The organism is Bradyrhizobium sp. YR681 (assembly GCF_000282615.1).
Taxonomy (GTDB): domain Bacteria; phylum Pseudomonadota; class Alphaproteobacteria; order Rhizobiales; family Xanthobacteraceae; genus Bradyrhizobium.
On record NZ_AKIY01000220.1, the window covers coordinates 13,095 to 31,039 of the forward strand.

Sequence of the window (17,945 nt, forward strand, 5' to 3'; positions counted from 1 at the left end):
ACTTTGATCGATGGTTTGCGGCGCGCAATAACGACCACTTAGGCGATGGCCGTTCATAACGTACCCGGGAGAATTAGGCAGAAATGCCCGGGAGCTGAGATCGTGCCGACGACACTCGCGCGCACCTTTGCGGCGTTGAGCGCCATCAACGAAGCGATCCTCTACGCGAAATCGCCGGACGAGCTGTACCAGAAGGTCTGCGACGCCGGGTTTTCGAGCGGGGATTTTTTGGCCGTGGCCGTGTTCCTCGTGGGACCGGATGGACGGTGGCTTCGCTTTGCGGCCGGCTGCGGCGACGATATCGCGCGGCTGCGCGCGATCGAGATCACCACGGATGCCGGCACGCCGGAAGGATCGGGCGTCGGCGGCGAGGCATTTCGCGATCAGAAGCTGTGCGTCAGCAACGACTATCTGAACGATCCGCGCTCGCGGGCGTGGCGGGAGGGCGCCGCCAGGGCCAATATCGGCGCTGCCGCAGCGCTGCCGCTGCTCTGCAACGGCAAGAGTGTCGGCGTGTTGTACGTGACCCGCCGCGACGCCGGTTCGCTGAACGAGCAGATGGTGTCGCTGTTCGAGCGCATGTCGGCCAATATTTCCTATGCGTTGGACAATTTCGCGCGCGAAGCCGCGCGGCAAAGCGGCGAACGGGCGATGCGGCGCCTCAACCGCATGTTCGGCGCCATCAGCGCCACCAACGAAGCCATCCTGCACGCCAAGACCGACATCGAGCTCTATCAGCTCGTGTGCGATGCCGCCGTGCACAGCGGCAAGTCGCTCGCGACCATCGTTCTGCTCCGCGAAAAGGACTCGCACTGGATGATTCCGGTCGCCTCCACCGGACAGAATCTCGAATTGGTGACCCAGGCGCGCTATTCGATCGATCCGGAGAACCCCTACGGCAAGGGCATTTCCGGCGAAGTGTTCCGGACGCAGAAGCCGATCGTCGAAGACGATCTCGCCAGCCGCACCAGGGGCTCGCCGTGGGAGCAGGCCAACGTCGACACCGGCGTCGCCGCCTGCGTGGTCGCGCCGCTGATCGAGCACGGCGAAAGTGTCGGCGTGCTGCTGTTCTTCATCAGCCGCTCCTGGGCCAAGGACGAGGGAATCATCGCGCTGCTGCTGCGCATGGCCGAGAACGTCTCGTTTGCCATCGAGAATTTCGGGCGCGAGGCCGAGAAGGCCAAAATCGCCGCGGAAGAGGAGCGCCTGGCGCGCATGTATGCGGCGCTCAGCGCCACCAACGAGGCGATTCTGCGCGCGCGGTCGCGATCGGAGCTGTTCGACCTCGTCTGCGAGGCGACGGCGAGGGGCGCCAAGTTCACCTCCGCCACCATCGCGCTGGTCGATCATCGCGCCGAGCTGCTGCGCGTCGTGGCCTGCTACGGGCCTCACGCCGATGAAGTCCGCGCCTTCAAGTTCTCCGCCTCCGACCAGGTGCCCGAAGGGCGCGGGCTGACCGGGACCGCGTTCCGCACGCGGCAGCCTGCCGTCAGCAACGACGTGCTCGCCGACGACCGCATCGCACCCTGGCAGGCCAGCGCCCGCCGCAACGGCATCGCGTCCTCCGCGGCGCTGCCGCTGTTCAACGGCGACCGGGTCGAGGGCGTGTTCCTGTTCAACTCTCCGGAGCGCGGCACCTTCACCGAGGAATTCGTCGAGCTGCTGCGCAAGCTCCAGGCCAATGTCGCCTTCGCGCTGGAGAATTTCGACCGCGCCGACGAGAAGGCCAAGGCCGAAATGCAGCGCAACCGCCTCAGGGGCATGCTCGAGGCGCTGAGTGCGACCAACGAAGCGATCATGCGGGTGAAGACCCGCGACGAATTGTTCGAAGTGGTCTGCGAGGCGGCCGTGCTCGGCGGCACCTTCTCGTCCGCGACCATCGCGCTGGTGGACGAAACCGGAGATTACCTCGACATCGCCATGACCAAGGGCGAGAGCTGCTATCAGGTCAAGCAATGGCGGTTCTCGACGTCGGCCGACCATCCCGAAGGCCGTGGGCTGACCGGCACCGCGTTCCGCACCCGCGCCCCCTGCGTCACCAACGAGCTTCTCACCGATATCCGCACCGCGCATTGGCACCAGATCGCGCGCATGCAGGGTACGAAATCGGGCGCCTGCTTCCCGCTGCTCAGCAATGGCAGCAAGGCGGTGGGCGCGCTGCTGTTCCTCTCGCCGGACGAAGGCACCTTCACGCCGGATCTCATTCAGCTTCTCGGGCGGCTCGCCGAGAACGTGTCGTTCGCGCTCGACAATTTCGATCGCGCCGAGGAGAAAGCCCGCACCGAGGCGCAGAAGGAACGCCTGACCCGCATGTTCGCGGCACTGAGCGCCACCAACGAGGCGATCATGCGGGCGAAATCGCGCGCCGAGCTGTTCGACCTCGTCTGCCTCGCGGCATCGAGCGGCGCCAAGTTCACCTCGACCACGATCGCGCTGGCCAGAGCCGACAGCGACCAGCTGGAGATCGTCGCCGCGGCCGGGCCGTCCGCCGACACCACGCGCAATGTCCGCCTCTCGATCGATCCCGAGCGTCCCGAGGGACGCGGCATGAGCGGCACGGCGTTCCGGACCCGCCAGCCCTGCATCAGCAACGACTATCTCAACGACGACCGCGTCCGCGCCTTCCATGCCGTCGTCCGCGGCGACGGCGCGCGGTCGGGCGCGGCATTCCCGCTCATCGCGCACGATCAGGCCGTCGGCGTCATGATCTACATGTCGACCGAGCCGGCCACTTTCACCGAAGAGTTCGTCGAGCTGTTGCAGCGCCTGGCCGACAACGTCTCCTTCGCGATGGAGAATTTCGATCGCGCCGACGAGAAGAACCAGGCGGACGAGCGTATTGAATATCTCGCTTCGCACGACAGCCTGACCGATCTGCCGAATCGCGAGACCTTCAACGGGCTGCTGCGCGAGGCGATCGACGAAGCCGAGCGCAACGATCGCCGCTTCGCGGTGCTGTTCATCGACCTGGATCGTTTCAAGGTCATCAACGATTCGCTCGGCCACGAGGCCGGCGATCTGCTTCTGCTCGAAGTCGCGACCCGGCTGCGCGGCGCGCTGCGGGCCAGCGACGTCGTCGCGCGCCTCGGCGGCGACGAATTCGTGGTCATCCTCGACCAGTGCGGCGAGATCGACGACGTCCAGCGCATCGCGACCGGGCTGCTGACGGCGCTCGCCGAGCCGATGGAGCTGGCCGGCCACGAGTGCCACACCACGGCCTCGATCGGCATCGCGATGTATCCGGCCAACGGCTCCGATGCGCAGACGCTGACCAAGAACGCCGACATGGCGATGTATCTCGCCAAGGAAGACGGCAAGAACGGCTACCGTTTCTTTTCCAAGGAAGTGAAGACGCAGTCGATCGAGCGGCTGTCGCTCGAGAGCGCGCTGCGCCGTGCGCTGGAACGCGAGCAGTTCACGCTGAACTACCAGCCCAAGGTAGACATGGAGACCGGCCAGATCACCGGCGTGGAAGCGCTGTTGCGCTGGAACCATCCCGAACTGGGCAACGTCTCGCCGGCGCAGTTCATTCCGCTCGCGGAGGAAACCGGGCTGATCGTGCCGATCGGCCGCTGGGTGGTGAAGGAGGCCTGCGCGCAGGCGATGGCCTGGCAGCGCCGTGGCCTGCTGCCGGTGTCGATGGCGGTGAACCTGTCGCCGCGGCAATTCGTGGACGAGCATCTGTTGCAGGACGTCGACGAGGCGCTGGTGGCCTCCGGCATGTCGCCGGTGCTGCTCCAGCTCGAGGTCACCGAGAGCATGATGATGCGCAATGTCGGGCGCGCGCTCAAGGTGCTCGACGCCATCCAGAGCCGTGGCATTCGCCTGGCCATCGACGATTTCGGCACCGGCTATTCGTCGATGTCGCTGATGAAGCACTTCCCGATCGACACCATCAAGATCGACCGCTCCTTCGTGCGCGACCTGCCCCAGGATTCGGAGGATCAGGCCATCGCGCAGGCGATCATCAGCATGGGCAAGGCGCTCGGTATGACAGTGGTCGCCGAAGGCGTCGAGAATGCCGAGCAGGAAGCGTTCCTGCGCACCCATGGCTGCGACGAGATGCAGGGCTTCCTGATTTCGAAACCGCTGCCGGCCAAGCAGATGGCGGAACTGCTGCTGCCCATGCTGTTGCCGGTCGCGCCGCCGCTCCAGCCGGAGCCGGATCTTGCCGCCACCGAAGCCGCGGCGTTACGGCTGAAACGCGCTGTCGTCTGACGGCTGCGGGTGCAACTCGCGGACGCCGTGATCCTCGCTCTCGGCCTTGCTCGGAAAATCCTGCGGCCCCGTCAGCGAGGTCTGCTCGACGAACAGCGCCAGGATCGTGCGCGCGCCGTCGGCGAAGCTCGTGCCCTCGTTCAGGCCGAGCTCGGCGCACCATGTGCAGCTCATCGGCTCCCGATCGTCGACCACGGCCATGGCGGGCCCCCACCACCAGGCAGGCGCAGGCGAGCGCTCGTTCTCGGCCACGACATGCCAGCGAACGAATTCATCCATCACGCGCTCGAACTCCAGGCGTGCAGCCTGATGCATTGAATCGATACTCCCGGAATCCGCGCCGGATGACAGACCGTCACGCAGATTCGCTTGTGGTCCTGACGCCAGGAAAATCGGCTCGCGCAACAGGCGGAGCCATGCATCGCGACTTCATCGTCGGCAATGCCCAAAAATGCGGCCGTCGGCGATACGCCAACGGCGGCAGCGAATGCCTATTCTAGCCGCTTGGAGGCACGGCAGGCAAGGTACGGATGTTACGGTTGCTTAACGGCCCTTGAGCGGATGCGCCTTCTGGTGCCAGGCCCAGGCGGTGCGGATCACCGTCGCGAGGTCGGAATGGCGCGGCACGAAGTTAAGCACGTTTCGTGCGGCGGAGGCGTCGGCAACCAGGTAAGTGGGATCGCCGGCACGGCGCGGCTTGACCGTGTGCGGCACCTCGCGCCCGGTCTCCTGCCTGATGGCGTCGAGGATCTCGCGCACCGAGAATCCGGAGCCGGTGCCGAGATTGAAGCTGCCGCCGGCATGCCCGGTTTCCAGCAGCTTCAGCGCGGCGACATGCGCGGCGGCAAGGTCGGTGACATGGATGTAGTCGCGGATCGCGGTGCCGTCGGGCGTGTCGTAATCGTCGCCGAACACCGCGAACTCGACATGGCCCTGCAGCGCCATCATGGCGCGCGGAATGAGATGGGTCTCGATGTCACGGAGTTCGCCGATGCCGCCGGCCGGATCGGCGCCGCTGGCGTTGAAATAGCGCAGGCAGAACGCGCCGAAGCCATAGGCCGCGCGATAATCGGCGAGCATGCGCTCGATCATCAATTTCGACGCGCCATAGGGATTGATCGGCGCGCAGGGGAAGTCTTCCGGCAGCTCCTTGGAATCGGCGTTGCCGTAGACCGCGCCGGTCGAGGAGAACACGATGCGCTGGCAGCCCGCGTTGCGCATCGCCTGGAGCAGCGACAGCGTGCCCTGGACGTTGTTGATGTAATATTTCTGCGGATCGGTCATGGACTCGCCGACAAGGCTGGCCGCCGCAAAATGCATCACTGCTGTGACCTTGTGCTCGGCGAAGGCGCGCGCGAGCGTGGCGCCGTCGAGCAGATCGCCTGTCACCAGCGGGCCGGCAACGAAGCTGCGATGACCCGTCGAGAGATTGTCATAAACGACGGGCTGATAGCCGGCGGCGGTCAGCGCGCGGCAGGCGTGCGAGCCAATATAGCCCGCGCCCCCTGTGACGAGGACGGTCGGTCGGTCGGTCATGTCGTCTTCTGCTCTTCTCTTAGCGGAGGGGCCGGTTGCGGCTGAAGAGAAGATAGAGCGCGCGGGGGTTGGTGGTCAAATAGCGCCAAAGCAGGCGGCGCGGCTCCAGCATAGTGCGCCAGGCCCATTCCAGCCCGATTTTCTGCATCCATTGCGGTGCGCGGGATCGGCTGCCCGATAAAAAGTTGAACAACCCGCCGGATGTCTTGATAACGCCAACATTGGTCATCAGCGGCATGTATTCCTCAACGAATGCCTGCTCGTTGGGCACACCGAGCGCGACCCATAGATAATCGGGCGCGAGCGCGTTGATCTCCTCAACCTTCGCGCGGAGGGCCTCACCACGCAGATAGCCGTGGCTGTAGCCGACGATCTTGAGGTCGGGATACATCTTCCGGACGTTCTCGACGGCAGCCGCGTTTTCCTCTTCGCTTGCACCGAACATGTAGAAGGTGCGGCCCAGTGCTTCTGCCTTGCGTGCGACGACGTGAAACAGGTCGGTGGTCGCGACCCGCTCGGGCAGCGGAAACCAGGATTGCAGTCTTGACGCGGCCACCAGCGGCTGGCCGTCGGCGTTGATGAGATCGGCGCCGCGAAACAGGCGTTCGGTCTCCGGTTCGGTCGAGCAGCGCGCCAGCACCTCGCCATTGGCTGAGGTCAGATGCAGCGGCCGGCCGATACGGTGTTGCGGATCGGTGGCCTCGATCATGAAATCGGCGGTTGCTTCCATATCTAGCGCGGCCAAACGAAGGCCACCGACGGTGATCCGCGGCACGTCGGCGGTTGCGGCCCGGCCGTCCAGGTTGACGCGGCGCTCAAGCATATTGTCTGCCTCGCTGGCGCGCTTGGGTTGCGGGGGTGAGTTCGTCGAGCACGACGCCGACGAGCTTGCGCTCCGCGCGGCCGAGCATGCTCAGGATCTCTTCGAGGCTGTCGTTGATGTCGAGGCTGGTCGGCAGCACCGCGACCAATGCGTCGGTGTCATCGAGCAATTTTCGGCTGCCGGCCGTGAGCGGCATCGCCGGGCCGTCGAGGATCACGAGGTCGTAGCCGCCGGCCGAGCGTGCCTGCGCAATCGCCTTGCGGATGGCCTCAGTCGCCTTGCCGGCGTCGCCCTCGGCGGCCGGCAGCACCGAGATGCCGTTGACCGTCTTGATCTCGCGCGCGGCCTTGCTGCCGATCGAGAGCCAGCCGCGCGCACTCGGCTCGCTCTTGCCGGAACGATTGACCTTGTTCGAGAGCGGGTGTGCCTGATGGTCGGCATCGATCATCAGCACCCGGACGCCGTCGCGCGCGGCGGCGAGCGCGAAATTCAACGCGGTCACGCTGCGCCCGGGGGTCTCGCCGTTACCGAGCAGCGCGATCACAGGCATTGCCTTGCCGCCGGCGCGCCGGGTCACGGCTGCGCGCATGTCGCGCCAGGCATTGAGCAGGCTCGTGAGGGGAAAGCCGGGGCGCAGCGTCGGCCAGCCCAGCCGCGTCAGGTCGACACCGGCGCCGGTGGCGAGAATGGCGCCGAGCGTGTGGATGACGTCGGCTTCCTGGAAGCGCGCGATCAGCGGCTTCTCGATCAGGGGCCTTTCGGTCATCGCGGGTTGCAGCGGCGGCGCGGTGAGCTCCGGCGAAGCTTGCGCAACTTCCGGGGCGCGCGCAGCCGGTTGAGGCCGGGCTGTCTCGGAAGCCCGCGTCGTCTCTGGAGCCCGAGGTGCTTGCGGCGCCGGCGTGCGTTCGCGGCGGGCCGGATTGGGGGCACCGGCAAACAGCAGCTCGGCCGCGACGAACCAGCTTGAAGCTGCGATGGCGCCGAAGATGAAGCCGATCATGGCGAACAGGCTCATCGCGGGCGGGAACGAGCGCCGCTGCGGCACCGTGGCTTCGCCGATGACGCGGGCCGCGGAGGTGTTGAGCGTTTCCTGCTCCTCGGTCTCGCGCGAGCGCTTGAGGAAGGACTGATAGACGTCGCGGCTGGCATCGGCCTCGCGCTCGAGCTCGCGCAGGCGCACGGAGGCCTGGCTGAGCTGGACGCTCTGCCGCTTCTGCGCTTCCAGCGCGCGGTTGAGCGAGGCTTCAAAGTCGCGGGCCCGGGTCAGATCGTTCTTGGCCGACTGGGCGAAGCGATCGATCTCCTCGGCGATGGTGCGCTTGAGATCCTCGACCTGCTTCTCGGTCTGGCGCAGCGCCGGATGGCGCGGGCCGAGCTCGCCGGTCTGCTCTGCGTATTTCTTGCGGGCATCGGCATATTGCGCGCGCAAATTCGCAATCGTCGGCGATTGCAGCGCTTCGGGAATGGCGCCGGCGTCGGCGGCCGTGCGCCGGCTCGCCTCGATCTGGTCGAGCCGCGCCTGCGCGTCCATCGTTGCTGCGCGGGCCGCGGAAAGCCGCTGGTTGCTGCTGGAGAGCTGCTGGTCGCTGATCAGCGCGTCCTGGGTGCCGACGAAATTGTTCTGGGCCTTGTAGGTCGCAAGCGCGGTCTCGGCGTTACGCAGCCGCTCGCGCAGCTCCTTGAGGCGGCCCGACAGGTCGCTGGTGGCGCGCCGTGCGGCCGAAGCCTGCGAGTTGCGGGATTCCGCGAGATAGGCGGTGGTCAGCGTGTTGGCGAGCATCGCCGCCTTGGCCGGATCGGTCGACCAGACCTCGATGTCGACGATGAAGCTCTTCTCGGTCTTGCGGATCGTGATGTGCCGGTTCAGCGCGTCGAGCGCCGCAAGCTGCACTTCCTTCGTCTCTGCGGCGGAAGGCGCGCGGGGTTGAAGGCCGATCAGGCCGAGCAGCGACGACATCAGCGTCCTGGCATCGCCGCCGCCGCCGAATTCGGGATCCTTGTCGAGACCGGCCTGCTGGATCACCTGGAGCAGCACGCTGTTCGACGTGATCAGGCGCGCCTGGCTCTCCACCACCATGGACATGCCGGAGACATCCTGCGCGCGCGGCGTGAGCTCGCGGTCGACGAGCTGAAGCTCGCGCGGGTCGACGTAGAGCTGGGCGGTGGCGGTGTAGCGGGGCGTCAGGCTCTTGCCGGCGGTGACCGCAAGCGTCGCGCCGAGCAGGGCGGCGGCCGCAATCGCGATCTTGCGGCGCCAAAGCAGGTTGACCAGCTCCAGCACGTTGAAGCCGGCTTGGGGCCGCTGTTGTGGAGCCTCGGGTCTGGCCCGATCTATCGGCTGGTTATAGTCAAGCATAGTCCCCAGCTTCCATTCCAACTGCCGCGGGCTGAGGGGTTACTCTTCGCTTCTTGCCACGCACCCGGGATATAGGTGCCCAATCAACGCAACAGGGAAAATTAACCATACTCATTGAGGGACTATTCACCGAAATGGCAAACAAAGCGTTTAAGCGCATGCCACTCTTCGACGCGTCGCAGTGACGCTGCTGTCGCCGAGAGATTAACGGTTCGTTACCACGCGCAGCGAGGCCGCGAGGCTTCGCATCTTTCGCGATCGGCTGCGCGCGCATTGTCAGATTTTCCGCAGGATGACGTGATAATCGCCGCGGCGGACGTCGGTGTCGCGCGGCAGCACGGCGTTCATCACGGCAGCACCGGCATCGACCAGGGCCGCGAACAGCGGCTTGCGCCGGCGCATCTCGGGATAGCGCGGACTCTCGACCTCACGGCGGTAGATCATCTCGAGGCCGTTGGCGGCCGCGAAGGCCTCGAGCTTCGGCAGCGTCACCAGCGGATGGAAGAAGGTCGGGAACGGCGGCTCGCCGGGCAGGCCGGCATTCTTGATGCCGCGGATGTGCCGGTAGAACCAGACGTGGAACCAGTGCGGCGAGTACTTTGTGACGACGCCGGACAGCGACCGCGGATTCGGCGCGCCGATCAGGATCATTCCGCTGCGCTTGAGCGCGTCGCGGAAGTTCAGGAGCGCGGCCTCGACGTCGGGAAGATGCTCGATCACGTTGTAGCAGATCACGAGATCGAAGCTTTCGGGCCCGAAGCGGTAGGTCTGCACGTCGCCGAGGATGGCCTCGTCCGCGTAATTGTTGTTCTTGACCTGGTCCTCGTCGATGTCGACGACGGTGACGTGGCTGCGGCTCAGCAATTCCGTCGGCAGAAAGCTGCACGAGCCGCCACCGGCTTCATAGGTGGCGAGCCGGCCCTGCGGCAGTTCGCTGCGCAGCAATTCGTGGACGGCAAGCAGGCTGTCGCGGGCTTCGCCGGGGACGAGATCGAGCAGCGCCTGGGTATGCGTCGTGGCCGCGGGGGCGTTGATCTCCGTGGCTGTCGCGAAATCGATCGTGGCTGGCTTGTTCATGTTTTCTGACCGCGCTTGTTCGACTCAAATTTACAGGAAAAATCTCGCCTATCCGAAGAGCAAATCCGGTGCCGCGACGCTTCACCGGTCGAGGTGCTTACGGCCCGGTTAATCCGCATGGCCGTTAACTACGGTATCGTCCGCATCGCGCCGTCGGCGGCGATGGACTGCGAATTGCAGTACCACGTGCGGATGGATTTGCAGTTGAAACACGCGAAAGCGGTTAAGCGTATGACAGAATACGTGCATCGCCGAGACAGCCGCGAGATGGTGCCGCCTTGCGCCGCGGCGTGGCCGTTCACTTTGGTACGCGTCTGTCCCACACTGTGCCGTCGCGGGACGGCGCGCCTCGGCGCAGGGTTTTTTCAACATATCTCGGGCATCTAGGACGTCATGACATTGATCCCGACAGACCTGTCCGCCAGCCGGATCTCGGATGCGGTGCGCGATCCCAACCGCGAAATCGCGGCGAGCTCGCGCGTCATCGACCTGTCCGTCGGCATCGTCGTCTGCATTCCCTGCTTCCGCCGTCCGCAGCATTTGCGGTTGACGCTGGACTCGCTCGCGAGCCAGCGCACCCCGCGCTCCTTCGCAGTGGTCATGGTCGAGAACGACGCGGCAGGGCGCGAGAGCGCGCCGGTCGCCGCGCAGTATCTGGCCGACGGCAGGCTTCAGGGCATCTGCCTCGTCGAGAAACGGCAAGGCAATTGCCAGGCGATCAACGCCGCGTTCGAGACGGCGCAGGCGCTGTTTCCCGCCGCGACCCGCTTCCTGATGATCGACGACGACGAGATTGCCTCGCCCGACTGGCTCGAGCTGATGGTTCGCACCGCGGAGGCGACCGGCGCCGACGTGGTCGGCGGGCCGGTGCTGCCGGTGTTCGACGACGACAGCAAGCCCTGGCTTGCGCGTCACCCCGCCTTCTGTCCCGCCTACGACTACACCGGTGCGGTGCCGCTGATCTACGGCTGCGGCAACTGCCTGATCACGCGTACCGCGTTCGACCGGCTCGGCAACCCCGCTTTCGATCTGCGCTTCAACTTCCTCGGCGGCGGCGATTGCGATTTCTTCTATCGCTGCCGCGATGCCGGCATGATGTTCCACTGGACCGCGGAGGCCGTCATCACCGAGACGGTGCCGCAGAACCGCACCAGTCTCGGCTGGATCGCAAAGCGTGGCCTGCGCATCGGCGCGATCAATTATCGCGTGCAGTACAAGGCTGCACGGGGCGCCGCGGCGCGGGCGCGGGTCTTTGCGCAGATGCTCGGCCGGCTGCCGCTGTCGCTGCTCCGCGCGGCCCGCCTGCTGCCGGTGTCGAAGGCCGTCGTCGCGATGCATCCCGTGATGGTGGCGTTTGGCTCCGCGCTTGCTGCCTTTGGCTTCGATCCGAAGCCCTATGAGGCCTCGAAGATCGTGACTTGAAGCTGCGGCGCGCTAGATGCCGAAGCAGGCAAGCGCGACCCTGACCGTGGCACGCGGCAGCGATATCGGCGACTGCCGGCCGATCATTCCGAGATAGCCGAAGGCCTCGCGATATCGGCCGAAGCGGATCGCCTGCGTCGCCGAATAGGTGACGAGATGAATCTCGGCGGCCTGGCGCAGCCCGGCCGCGGCGCCCTCGGGCAGCCTGGCCAGGATCAGCCCGTCATCGAAGATGCGCGCGATCGCGGGGAAGAAATCCTGCGGTGTCCGCAGCGCTGCGTTCATGGTGTTGGCGGTGTGCAGGCGATAGTCGAGCAGCAGCTTTGGCGCGAACGCGAACTCGCCGATCGCGGCGAGGCGGCACCAGCAGTGCCAGTCCTCGCAATATCTGAGCGAGACGTCGAAGCCGCCGACGGCGTGGAAGGCCTCCGCACGCGCGAGCGCGATGCCGCCATTGACGATGAAGTTGCCGCTGGTGAGCCGCGCCAGCACGTCACCGGACGGCTTGCGGCGTCCCTTCAGGAGCTCGCGCCGGCCGATCTGCCGACCCTCGCTGTCGATCGTGTTGTAGTCGCCATAGACGAGAACGGCACGCGGAGTGCGGCGCGCGGCCGCCAGCAAGGCCGCCACCGCGCCGGGACGCAGGCGGTCGTCGGCGTCGAGGAAGACCAGCCAGTCGCCGCTCGCATGCCGCGCGCCGAGATTGCGCGCGGACGATACGCCGGCGGAGTCGTTGGTCATCAGGTGTAGCCGCGGGTCGGCGACGGCGCTGATGATCGCGATCGTGTCGTCGGTCGAGCCGTCGTCGACGACGATCACCTCGGTGACCGCGTCCTGCGCCAGCGCGCTCGCGATGGTTTCACCGACATAGGCGGCAACGTTCTTGGCGGGAATGACGACGGACACCGACGCGGCCGGGCTGACCGGCAGCGGGTCGTGCACGCCCGGTGCGATGGGCGGCGCGGTCGGTAGATCGAGAAGGTCGTCGACGGTGCTCAAGCTGCGGCTCGTCCTTAACGGTCTGTTAACCAGGGCGCATCTGCCGTCTGGCCGATATCAGCATTCGCAATACCGGTTGATGATACAAGCATTGCGGACAAATCGTTGGCGGGAAGGCCTGCGCGAGGGCGGTTTCGTCAATTAGCGTTAAGCCGATGGCATTAAGCCTGTCGTGAACTTGGAAGAGTGCGACAGCCGGTCCCATGCGAGAATGCGTGACCGGCTGCCGCGGATGGATCCAGTGCCCGCAAAGACATTCGACTACGATCCCGACGACATGGTCCTCAACCTGTTCTACGAGGACAAGGACGATCGCTGGTTTCCCGGCGACCGCCATCTGCGACGCATGGCGCGCCGCATGCTTTTCGGCGAGCCGCGCATGAGCGGGCAGCTGCGCGTGTTCCTCAATCTCTGCGCGGGGCTCGACCGGCTCGGCATCCGCTACCGCGTCAACGACTACGGCTACATCGCGCAGCATCCCGAGGAAGTCGCCTGCATCATCGGCCGCACATTCCTGCTCGACAAGTTTGTCTGGAAGAACCCGATCCTGCTCGGGGTCGCCGCCCACAACCATCCGCTCGACGACCCCGATCTGTTCAAGCGGCTGCCGGTGAAGAAGGTCGTGGTGCCCGGCCCGTGGTACGCCGACATGTACCGGCCGCATTGGCCCGAGACCGAGGCCTGGCCGGTTGGAATCGACACCGATCTCTGGGCGCCGTCGCGCGCCTCGCAGAAGACCGTCGACGTTCTGATCTACGACAAGGTCCACTGGGACCGCGAGCGCTATGCGCCCGATCTGATCGAGCCGGTCCGCGCCAGGCTGCGCGAGGAGGGGCGCTCGTTCACGGAGCTGCGTTACGGCAGCTACAAGGAAGAAGACTATCAGGAAGCGCTGGCGCAATCGCGTGCGATGATCTTCCTGTGCCAGAACGAAAGCCAGGGCATCGCCTATCAGCAGGCGCTGTCGTGCGGCGTGCCGGTGTTCGCCTGGGATCCCGGCGGCCCGTGGCGGGACCCCGATTATTATCCGCACCGCGTCCAGTTCGCGCCGGTGTCGTCGGTGCCGTACTGGGATTCGCGTTGCGGCGCCAAGTTCGCCGACATTGCCGCCTTCGCAGCGGGCTGGGACGATTTCTGGACCGGCTGCTCCGCCAAAAAGTTCGATCCGCGCGGCTTCGTGCTGGACAATCTCACGCTGGAACAGCGGGCGCTGCAATATTACGAGATCGCGCGAAGTGTGGCGCGGCAGCAGGTGTCCGCCACCTCGGGCATGCTGGTTGACGGATGGTTAACGGGGATGGGCTAAGACGGGCGCTTGCTTCCCGCAAGGTTCACCAGACCGGCCCCGAGCCATGGATCGCAGCTCCACTGACATGACCGGCGTCGAGGCCCCGTCGCTCGGCCACGTCCTGCGCGACGGGCTTGCCGGGCTGAATGCCATGCGGGCGGCCCGCTGTCTCGTCGGGGTCGCCGCTCTGCTGCTCGTGCTGGTCACGCTCGATCCGTTTCCGGACCTGCGCAATCCCGACGTCGCTACCGTCGTCGGCGGACGAATGGCGCTCACCTATATTTCCTGGGGCCTCCTGGCCGGCGTCGCGGTGCTGTTCGTCGCCGCCACCGATGGGCCCTCGCTGAAGAGCCTGGTGACACCGCTGCATCTTGGCCTCGTCGGCTGGCTGCTGCTGAACATCGTCTTCTCCGAGAGCCGCGGCGTTTCGATGCAGCGCTTCGTCCTCGCCGCCAGCGTGACCTCGCTCGCCGTCTTGCTGCCATTGCTGCCGCCGACGCAGCGCAGCTTCAATCTGTGCCTCGGCGTCGCCGCGCTGGCGCTGCTCGTGCTGTGCTATCTCGGTGTCTTCCTCGCGCCGCAATATTCGATCCACACCGCGCTCGACATCACCGAGCCGCAGCTCGCCGGCGACTGGCGCGGCAGCTTTGGCCACAAGAACGTCGCCTCGCCCGTGATGACCATTCTGGTCTATGTCGGCATTTACCTGTCCGCCGTCGGCTCGTTCGTGATGGGACCGGCGATCGCGGCGCTCGCCGGTATTTTCCTGATCTTCACCGGCGGCAAGACCTCCTCGGTGCTGTGCCTTGCGATCTATGCGCTGGCATCGCTGGTCTATGTCACGCGAAGCCTGTGGCTGAAGCGGCTGATCTGCTTCGTACCGCTGATCGTGATGAACCTGCTGACGGTCGGCAGCGTCCTGAGCCCGGCGCTGGGGTCGATGACGCGGCTGCTGCCGGTCGATCCCACCTTCACCGGCCGTTCCGACATCTGGGAGTTCGCCCTCGCGGCCGTCGCCGAGAAGCCCATCATCGGCCACGGCTATGCGGCGTTCTGGGACGATGTGACCGAGCGCCAGACCGCCCAAGGCTCCGAATGGGCGGTGACCGCGGCGCACAGCCACAACAGCTATCTTGACCTCGCCATCACCATCGGCTTGCCGGGGCTGCTGCTGGTCATCCTCATCTTCGTGCTCGCGCCACTCCGTAACTTCCAGGCGGTCCAGGCCCACAATCGCAGCAACGCGCTGGGCAAGCTGTTCCTGACCATCTGGCTGTTCGGCCTGTATTTCGGGACGACTGAAACCTTCCTGCTCGAACGGCAGAATCCGGTCTGGTTCATGTTTGCCCTTGCCGTCGCCGGCCTGCATTTCCTTGCCAGGTTCCAGTGCGTCGAGCCGGTGGAACCCGGACGCTGACAGCTTGTCGCAGCTGCCGATCTGTCGCACGGCAGGACGGTGGTATCGGCTTAACGATAAGCAGCGACGTCGCTTGTGGTCCGCGGCAAAACATAATCTATCTGGAAACATTCAGTAACTGCATGTCCCGCGGATGACGTTCCTCAGCGTCGAGCAATCAGATGATCGGGTCTCCAGCACGCCTGGAATCGCGGTCGATTTCCTGCGCGATTGGCGGCGGGCCGCATCGCGCCTGAGTGCCGGCCATCGCACCGCGTTTCAGCATGATTACTGGCTCGATGCCTGGTACGCGGCGTTTGCCGACCATGCGCCGTTGATCGCCGTGATCTCCGATGTCGCGACCGGCAGGGACATCGCTGTCGTGCCGATGATGAGCCATGTCAGGCGCGGCATCCGTGTCGTCGAGTTCGCCGATCTCGGTATCTCCGACAACAACGCACCGATCCTCGCCTGCGATGCCTCGTTCGATCCGGCCGATGCGCGCGCAATCTGTGCGGCGCTGGTCGATGGCCTGCGCGCCCTGCCTGACGGCTTCGATCTGTTGCGTCTGAAGAAGATGCCGGCTCAAATCGGCGGCAAGCCCAATCCGCTGGTGTCGCTCGGCCGTCTCGGCTCCTGCTCGGTCAACGGCAACCTCGTGCTCACGAGCGACGACTATGCCGACTATCGCGCCTCGCTCAGGCGTCTCCAGTTGCCGCGCTGCTGGCGCGTCTTCAACCGCCTTGGCAACGCGCGGTTCGAGATCGCCGCGGATGTCGCGCGCGCACACGAATTCCTCGATGTGATGGACGTGCAGCAGGAGGAGCGGATGAGGCAACTCGGCTCGCCCTTCGTCCTCAACGACGAGGTTCACGCCGGATTCTACCGGGAAGTGGCGCGACAAGGCGTTGCCGAAGGTTATGCCGTCGTCTCGGCACTGGTCTGCGACAAGGGCGTCGTTGCGACCACGCTCGGCGTCCGCTACGGCGCCACCTATTTCCTGCTGCGCATCAGCCATACCGGCAGGACCTGGGCGAACTTCTCGCCCGGCCTGCTCGTGACCGAGCGCACCATGGAGGCGCTGCATGCCCAGGGCGTGCGCCGTTTCGATCTCAGCATCGGCAATCAGGACTACAAGCGCCGGCTCGGCGCGGCGCAGACGCCGCTGACCGATGTCAGCGTCGCGCTGTCCTGGCGCGGTGCTCCTTACGCATGGCGCGACCATGCCGCGCAGGGGCTGCGCCGCCACCCCAGGCTCGCCGCTCTTGCGGCGCGCGCGCTGGGCAAGGGCACGCGCTGACGGAAGCCGTCTGTCTCGCAATCATCTCCGAAGGCCCGCACGAAATGCCTCCAGCAACGCGCGCCCCTGCGGCCAGTCGCCGAGCCCGCTCGACGCATTGATGTGGCCGAGCGCGCCCGCCACGATCAGGCCCGACTGCCAGCCGCGTGCCCGTTGCCGCGTCACCTCGAGATCACCATAGGGATCGTTTGTGCTGGCGATAACCAGCGAGGGAAAGCGCAGCGCGCCATCCGGCACGTGCTTGAACGAACCGGCTTCCCCGGGGAAGTTGGCGCCGTCCGGATCGGGGACGGCGACGAGAAAGGCGCCGGCAATGGCGGAGGAGAAGCGGGCCGCCCAGTGCGCCACCAGCAGGCAGGCGAGGCTGTGCGCGACCAGCACGGGCGGCGTCGCGCAGCGCGCGACTGATCGTTCCAGCGATTGCTCCCAGTCGGCGAGATCAGGCCGGTCCCAGCTCGCCGGCTGAAACCGGGTGATGCGCGATTCAGCGCGCTCCCACAGCGTTTGCCAATGGGTCTCTCCGGAGCCGCCGAGGCCGGGCAATGTGATGATGTCGTGCATGATCGTCCCGTGATATCTGAGATGGATGCAGTGTGACCGATCCCGGTGCTGCATCACATGGCAAGTCATCGGCGGAATCGACCATCTGCCGATGATCTCAAGGCGGAATGGAGAATTTCGTTGGATCGCTTCGGGAGCATCGACGCCAAGGATCTGAAGATTCTGGAAGCATTGCAGGCCAATGCGCGTGTGCCGCTGTCCGAGCTTGGCCGTTCCGTCGGGCTGTCCCAGCCGGCCGTCTCCGAGCGCGTCAAGCGGCTGGAGGAAGCCGGCATCATCGAAGGTTACGGCGCCCGCATCAATCCGCGCGCCCTCGGGCTCGGCCTGATGGCGCTGGTCCGCCTGCGCACCTCGCATGAGCACATCAAGACCTGCCTCAAACGGTTCGGCGAGATTCCCCACATCATCGAGGTCCATCGGGTGACGGGCGATGATTGTTTCGTGCTCAAGGTGCTGGTCCCGGCGCCGGAAGACCTTGAGACGATCGTGGACCGCATCGCCGGCTTCGGCGCGGTGACGACCTCGCTGGTGCTGCGGAGCGAGCCGGCGCGACCGATCGGCAAAGACCTCGTCAGGAAGAGGACCGAGCGCCGTTGAGGCGCGTCACCGTATCGTCGTGGTGATCGCGTCTCACGATCCCGTGCAGCCGGCGCAATGAAAGCGGCCGCGCGAGGCCCGGAACAGGCTGCGGCAATACCAGCGCCGGGCCAATGCCTGGGCGGGCCTGCGGATCATCTGCGCGATCAACAAGAGTTCGAAAGCCATTCGTATCGCTTTTGGTGAAATATCCTGTCTACAAAGATGGGGCGGCATTCCCGAAAGAGAATGCCGCCCGCGTCGCATCAGCCATGCAGCCGATCTTGCATAAAGCTTAACCGTGCAGCTTCCTGGCGGCCTCCGCGATCTGGCGGCCCTGGTAGCGCGCGCCGGCAAGCTCGTTGGCGCTGGGCTGGCGGCTGCCGTCGCCGC

Annotated in this window: 14 protein-coding genes and 1 pseudogene; 7 read left to right on the forward strand and 8 right to left on the reverse strand. The window is 65.8% G+C overall.

The window, feature by feature from the left end:
* Positions 1-102 precede the first annotated feature (102 nt).
* Positions 103-4,218 carry a bifunctional diguanylate cyclase/phosphodiesterase gene (locus tag PMI42_RS23255; RefSeq protein WP_008138567.1) on the forward strand — a complete coding sequence of 1,372 codons (4,116 nt, stop codon included), beginning with the start codon at positions 103-105 and terminating at the stop codon, positions 4,216-4,218.
* Here the strand turns inward: PMI42_RS23255 and PMI42_RS23260 are convergent.
* The 5 genes from PMI42_RS23260 to PMI42_RS23280 all read right to left on the reverse strand — a co-directional run bounded on the left by PMI42_RS23260 (position 4,192) and on the right by PMI42_RS23280 (position 10,010).
* The gene (locus PMI42_RS23260; protein WP_008138568.1) at positions 4,192-4,533 is read right to left on the reverse strand and encodes a hypothetical protein; all 342 of its coding nucleotides are present in this window, start codon (positions 4,531-4,533) and stop codon (positions 4,192-4,194) included. The genes PMI42_RS23255 and PMI42_RS23260 overlap by 27 nt on opposite strands.
* A 228-nt stretch (positions 4,534-4,761) precedes the next feature.
* Positions 4,762-5,754 (reverse strand): UDP-glucose 4-epimerase GalE, encoded by a 993-nt coding sequence (gene galE / locus PMI42_RS23265; protein ID WP_008138569.1) that lies wholly within the window; start codon positions 5,752-5,754, stop codon positions 4,762-4,764.
* A gap of 19 nt (positions 5,755-5,773) precedes the next feature.
* On the reverse strand, positions 5,774-6,577 hold the full coding sequence (locus PMI42_RS23270) for a WecB/TagA/CpsF family glycosyltransferase (RefSeq protein ID WP_008138570.1): 804 nt from the start codon (positions 6,575-6,577) through the stop codon (positions 5,774-5,776).
* A complete protein-coding gene (locus PMI42_RS23275) occupies positions 6,570-8,933 on the reverse strand; it encodes an exopolysaccharide transport family protein (RefSeq protein WP_008138572.1) in 2,364 nt (787 codons plus the stop codon). Before PMI42_RS23275 ends, PMI42_RS23270 begins: the two co-directional genes overlap by 8 nt.
* A gap of 276 nt (positions 8,934-9,209) precedes the next feature.
* Positions 9,210-10,010, reverse strand: a complete 801-nt coding sequence (locus tag PMI42_RS23280) for a class I SAM-dependent methyltransferase (RefSeq protein ID WP_008138574.1) — start codon at positions 10,008-10,010, stop codon at positions 9,210-9,212.
* Between the two features lie 117 nt (positions 10,011-10,127).
* On the opposite strand from PMI42_RS23280, the gene PMI42_RS23285 reads away from it, so the two are divergent.
* On the forward strand, positions 10,128-10,397 hold the full coding sequence (locus PMI42_RS23285; protein WP_008138576.1) for a hypothetical protein: 270 nt from the start codon (positions 10,128-10,130) through the stop codon (positions 10,395-10,397).
* 6 nt (positions 10,398-10,403) lie between these two features.
* Positions 10,404-11,432 carry a glycosyltransferase family 2 protein gene (locus tag PMI42_RS23290; RefSeq protein ID WP_008138580.1) on the forward strand — a complete coding sequence of 343 codons (1,029 nt, stop codon included), beginning with the start codon at positions 10,404-10,406 and terminating at the stop codon, positions 11,430-11,432.
* A 12-nt stretch (positions 11,433-11,444) separates the two neighbouring features.
* On the opposite strand, the gene PMI42_RS23295 is transcribed toward PMI42_RS23290, so the two are convergent.
* Complete coding sequence (locus tag PMI42_RS23295; protein WP_008138582.1) at positions 11,445-12,431, reverse strand: glycosyltransferase; 987 nt, start codon at positions 12,429-12,431, stop codon at positions 11,445-11,447.
* A gap of 241 nt (positions 12,432-12,672) precedes the next feature.
* On the opposite strand from PMI42_RS23295, the gene PMI42_RS23300 reads away from it, so the two are divergent.
* From PMI42_RS23300 to PMI42_RS39735, 3 genes are all read left to right on the forward strand, one after another.
* A complete protein-coding gene (locus PMI42_RS23300; protein ID WP_008138584.1) occupies positions 12,673-13,737 on the forward strand; it encodes a glycosyltransferase family protein in 1,065 nt (354 codons plus the stop codon).
* Between the two features lie 46 nt (positions 13,738-13,783).
* Positions 13,784-15,136: an O-antigen ligase family protein gene (locus PMI42_RS23305; RefSeq protein ID WP_008138587.1), complete on the forward strand. Its 1,353-nt coding sequence runs from the start codon at positions 13,784-13,786 to the stop codon at positions 15,134-15,136.
* A gap of 133 nt (positions 15,137-15,269) precedes the next feature.
* On the forward strand, positions 15,270-16,415 hold the full coding sequence (locus tag PMI42_RS39735) for a GNAT family N-acetyltransferase (RefSeq protein ID WP_008138588.1): 1,146 nt from the start codon (positions 15,270-15,272) through the stop codon (positions 16,413-16,415).
* A gap of 21 nt (positions 16,416-16,436) precedes the next feature.
* Here PMI42_RS39735 and PMI42_RS23315 read toward each other — a convergent pair whose 3' ends face one another.
* Complete coding sequence (locus tag PMI42_RS23315; RefSeq protein ID WP_008138590.1) at positions 16,437-16,976, reverse strand: RBBP9/YdeN family alpha/beta hydrolase; 540 nt, start codon at positions 16,974-16,976, stop codon at positions 16,437-16,439.
* 120 nt (positions 16,977-17,096) lie between these two features.
* Between PMI42_RS23315 and PMI42_RS23320 the strand changes: the two genes are divergently transcribed.
* On the forward strand, positions 17,097-17,573 hold the full coding sequence (locus PMI42_RS23320; protein ID WP_008138592.1) for an Lrp/AsnC family transcriptional regulator: 477 nt from the start codon (positions 17,097-17,099) through the stop codon (positions 17,571-17,573).
* A 274-nt stretch (positions 17,574-17,847) separates the two neighbouring features.
* Here the strand turns inward: PMI42_RS23320 and PMI42_RS39360 are convergent.
* A pseudogene (locus tag PMI42_RS39360) lies at positions 17,848-17,945 on the reverse strand (NAD(P)H:quinone oxidoreductase); the annotation flags it as partial.

What these genes read in the sequence shown, in the direction of transcription:
- PMI42_RS23260 (WP_008138568.1), bottom strand. Translation starts at nt 4,533, where the DNA reads ATGCATCAGGCTGCACGCCTGGAGTTCGAGCGCGTGATGGATGAATTC.
- galE (WP_008138569.1), bottom strand. Translation starts at nt 5,754, where the DNA reads ATGACCGACCGACCGACCGTCCTCGTCACAGGGGGCGCGGGCTATATT.
- PMI42_RS23270 (WP_008138570.1), bottom strand. Translation starts at nt 6,577, where the DNA reads ATGCTTGAGCGCCGCGTCAACCTGGACGGCCGGGCCGCAACCGCCGAC.
- PMI42_RS23275 (WP_008138572.1), bottom strand. Translation starts at nt 8,933, where the DNA reads ATGCTTGACTATAACCAGCCGATAGATCGGGCCAGACCCGAGGCTCCA.
- PMI42_RS23280 (WP_008138574.1), bottom strand. Translation starts at nt 10,010, where the DNA reads ATGAACAAGCCAGCCACGATCGATTTCGCGACAGCCACGGAGATCAAC.
- PMI42_RS23285 (WP_008138576.1), top strand. Translation starts at nt 10,128, where the DNA reads ATGGCCGTTAACTACGGTATCGTCCGCATCGCGCCGTCGGCGGCGATG.
- PMI42_RS23290 (WP_008138580.1), top strand. Translation starts at nt 10,404, where the DNA reads ATGACATTGATCCCGACAGACCTGTCCGCCAGCCGGATCTCGGATGCG.
- PMI42_RS23305 (WP_008138587.1), top strand. Translation starts at nt 13,784, where the DNA reads ATGGATCGCAGCTCCACTGACATGACCGGCGTCGAGGCCCCGTCGCTC.
- PMI42_RS39735 (WP_008138588.1), top strand. Translation starts at nt 15,270, where the DNA reads ATGACGTTCCTCAGCGTCGAGCAATCAGATGATCGGGTCTCCAGCACG.
- PMI42_RS23315 (WP_008138590.1), bottom strand. Translation starts at nt 16,976, where the DNA reads ATGCACGACATCATCACATTGCCCGGCCTCGGCGGCTCCGGAGAGACC.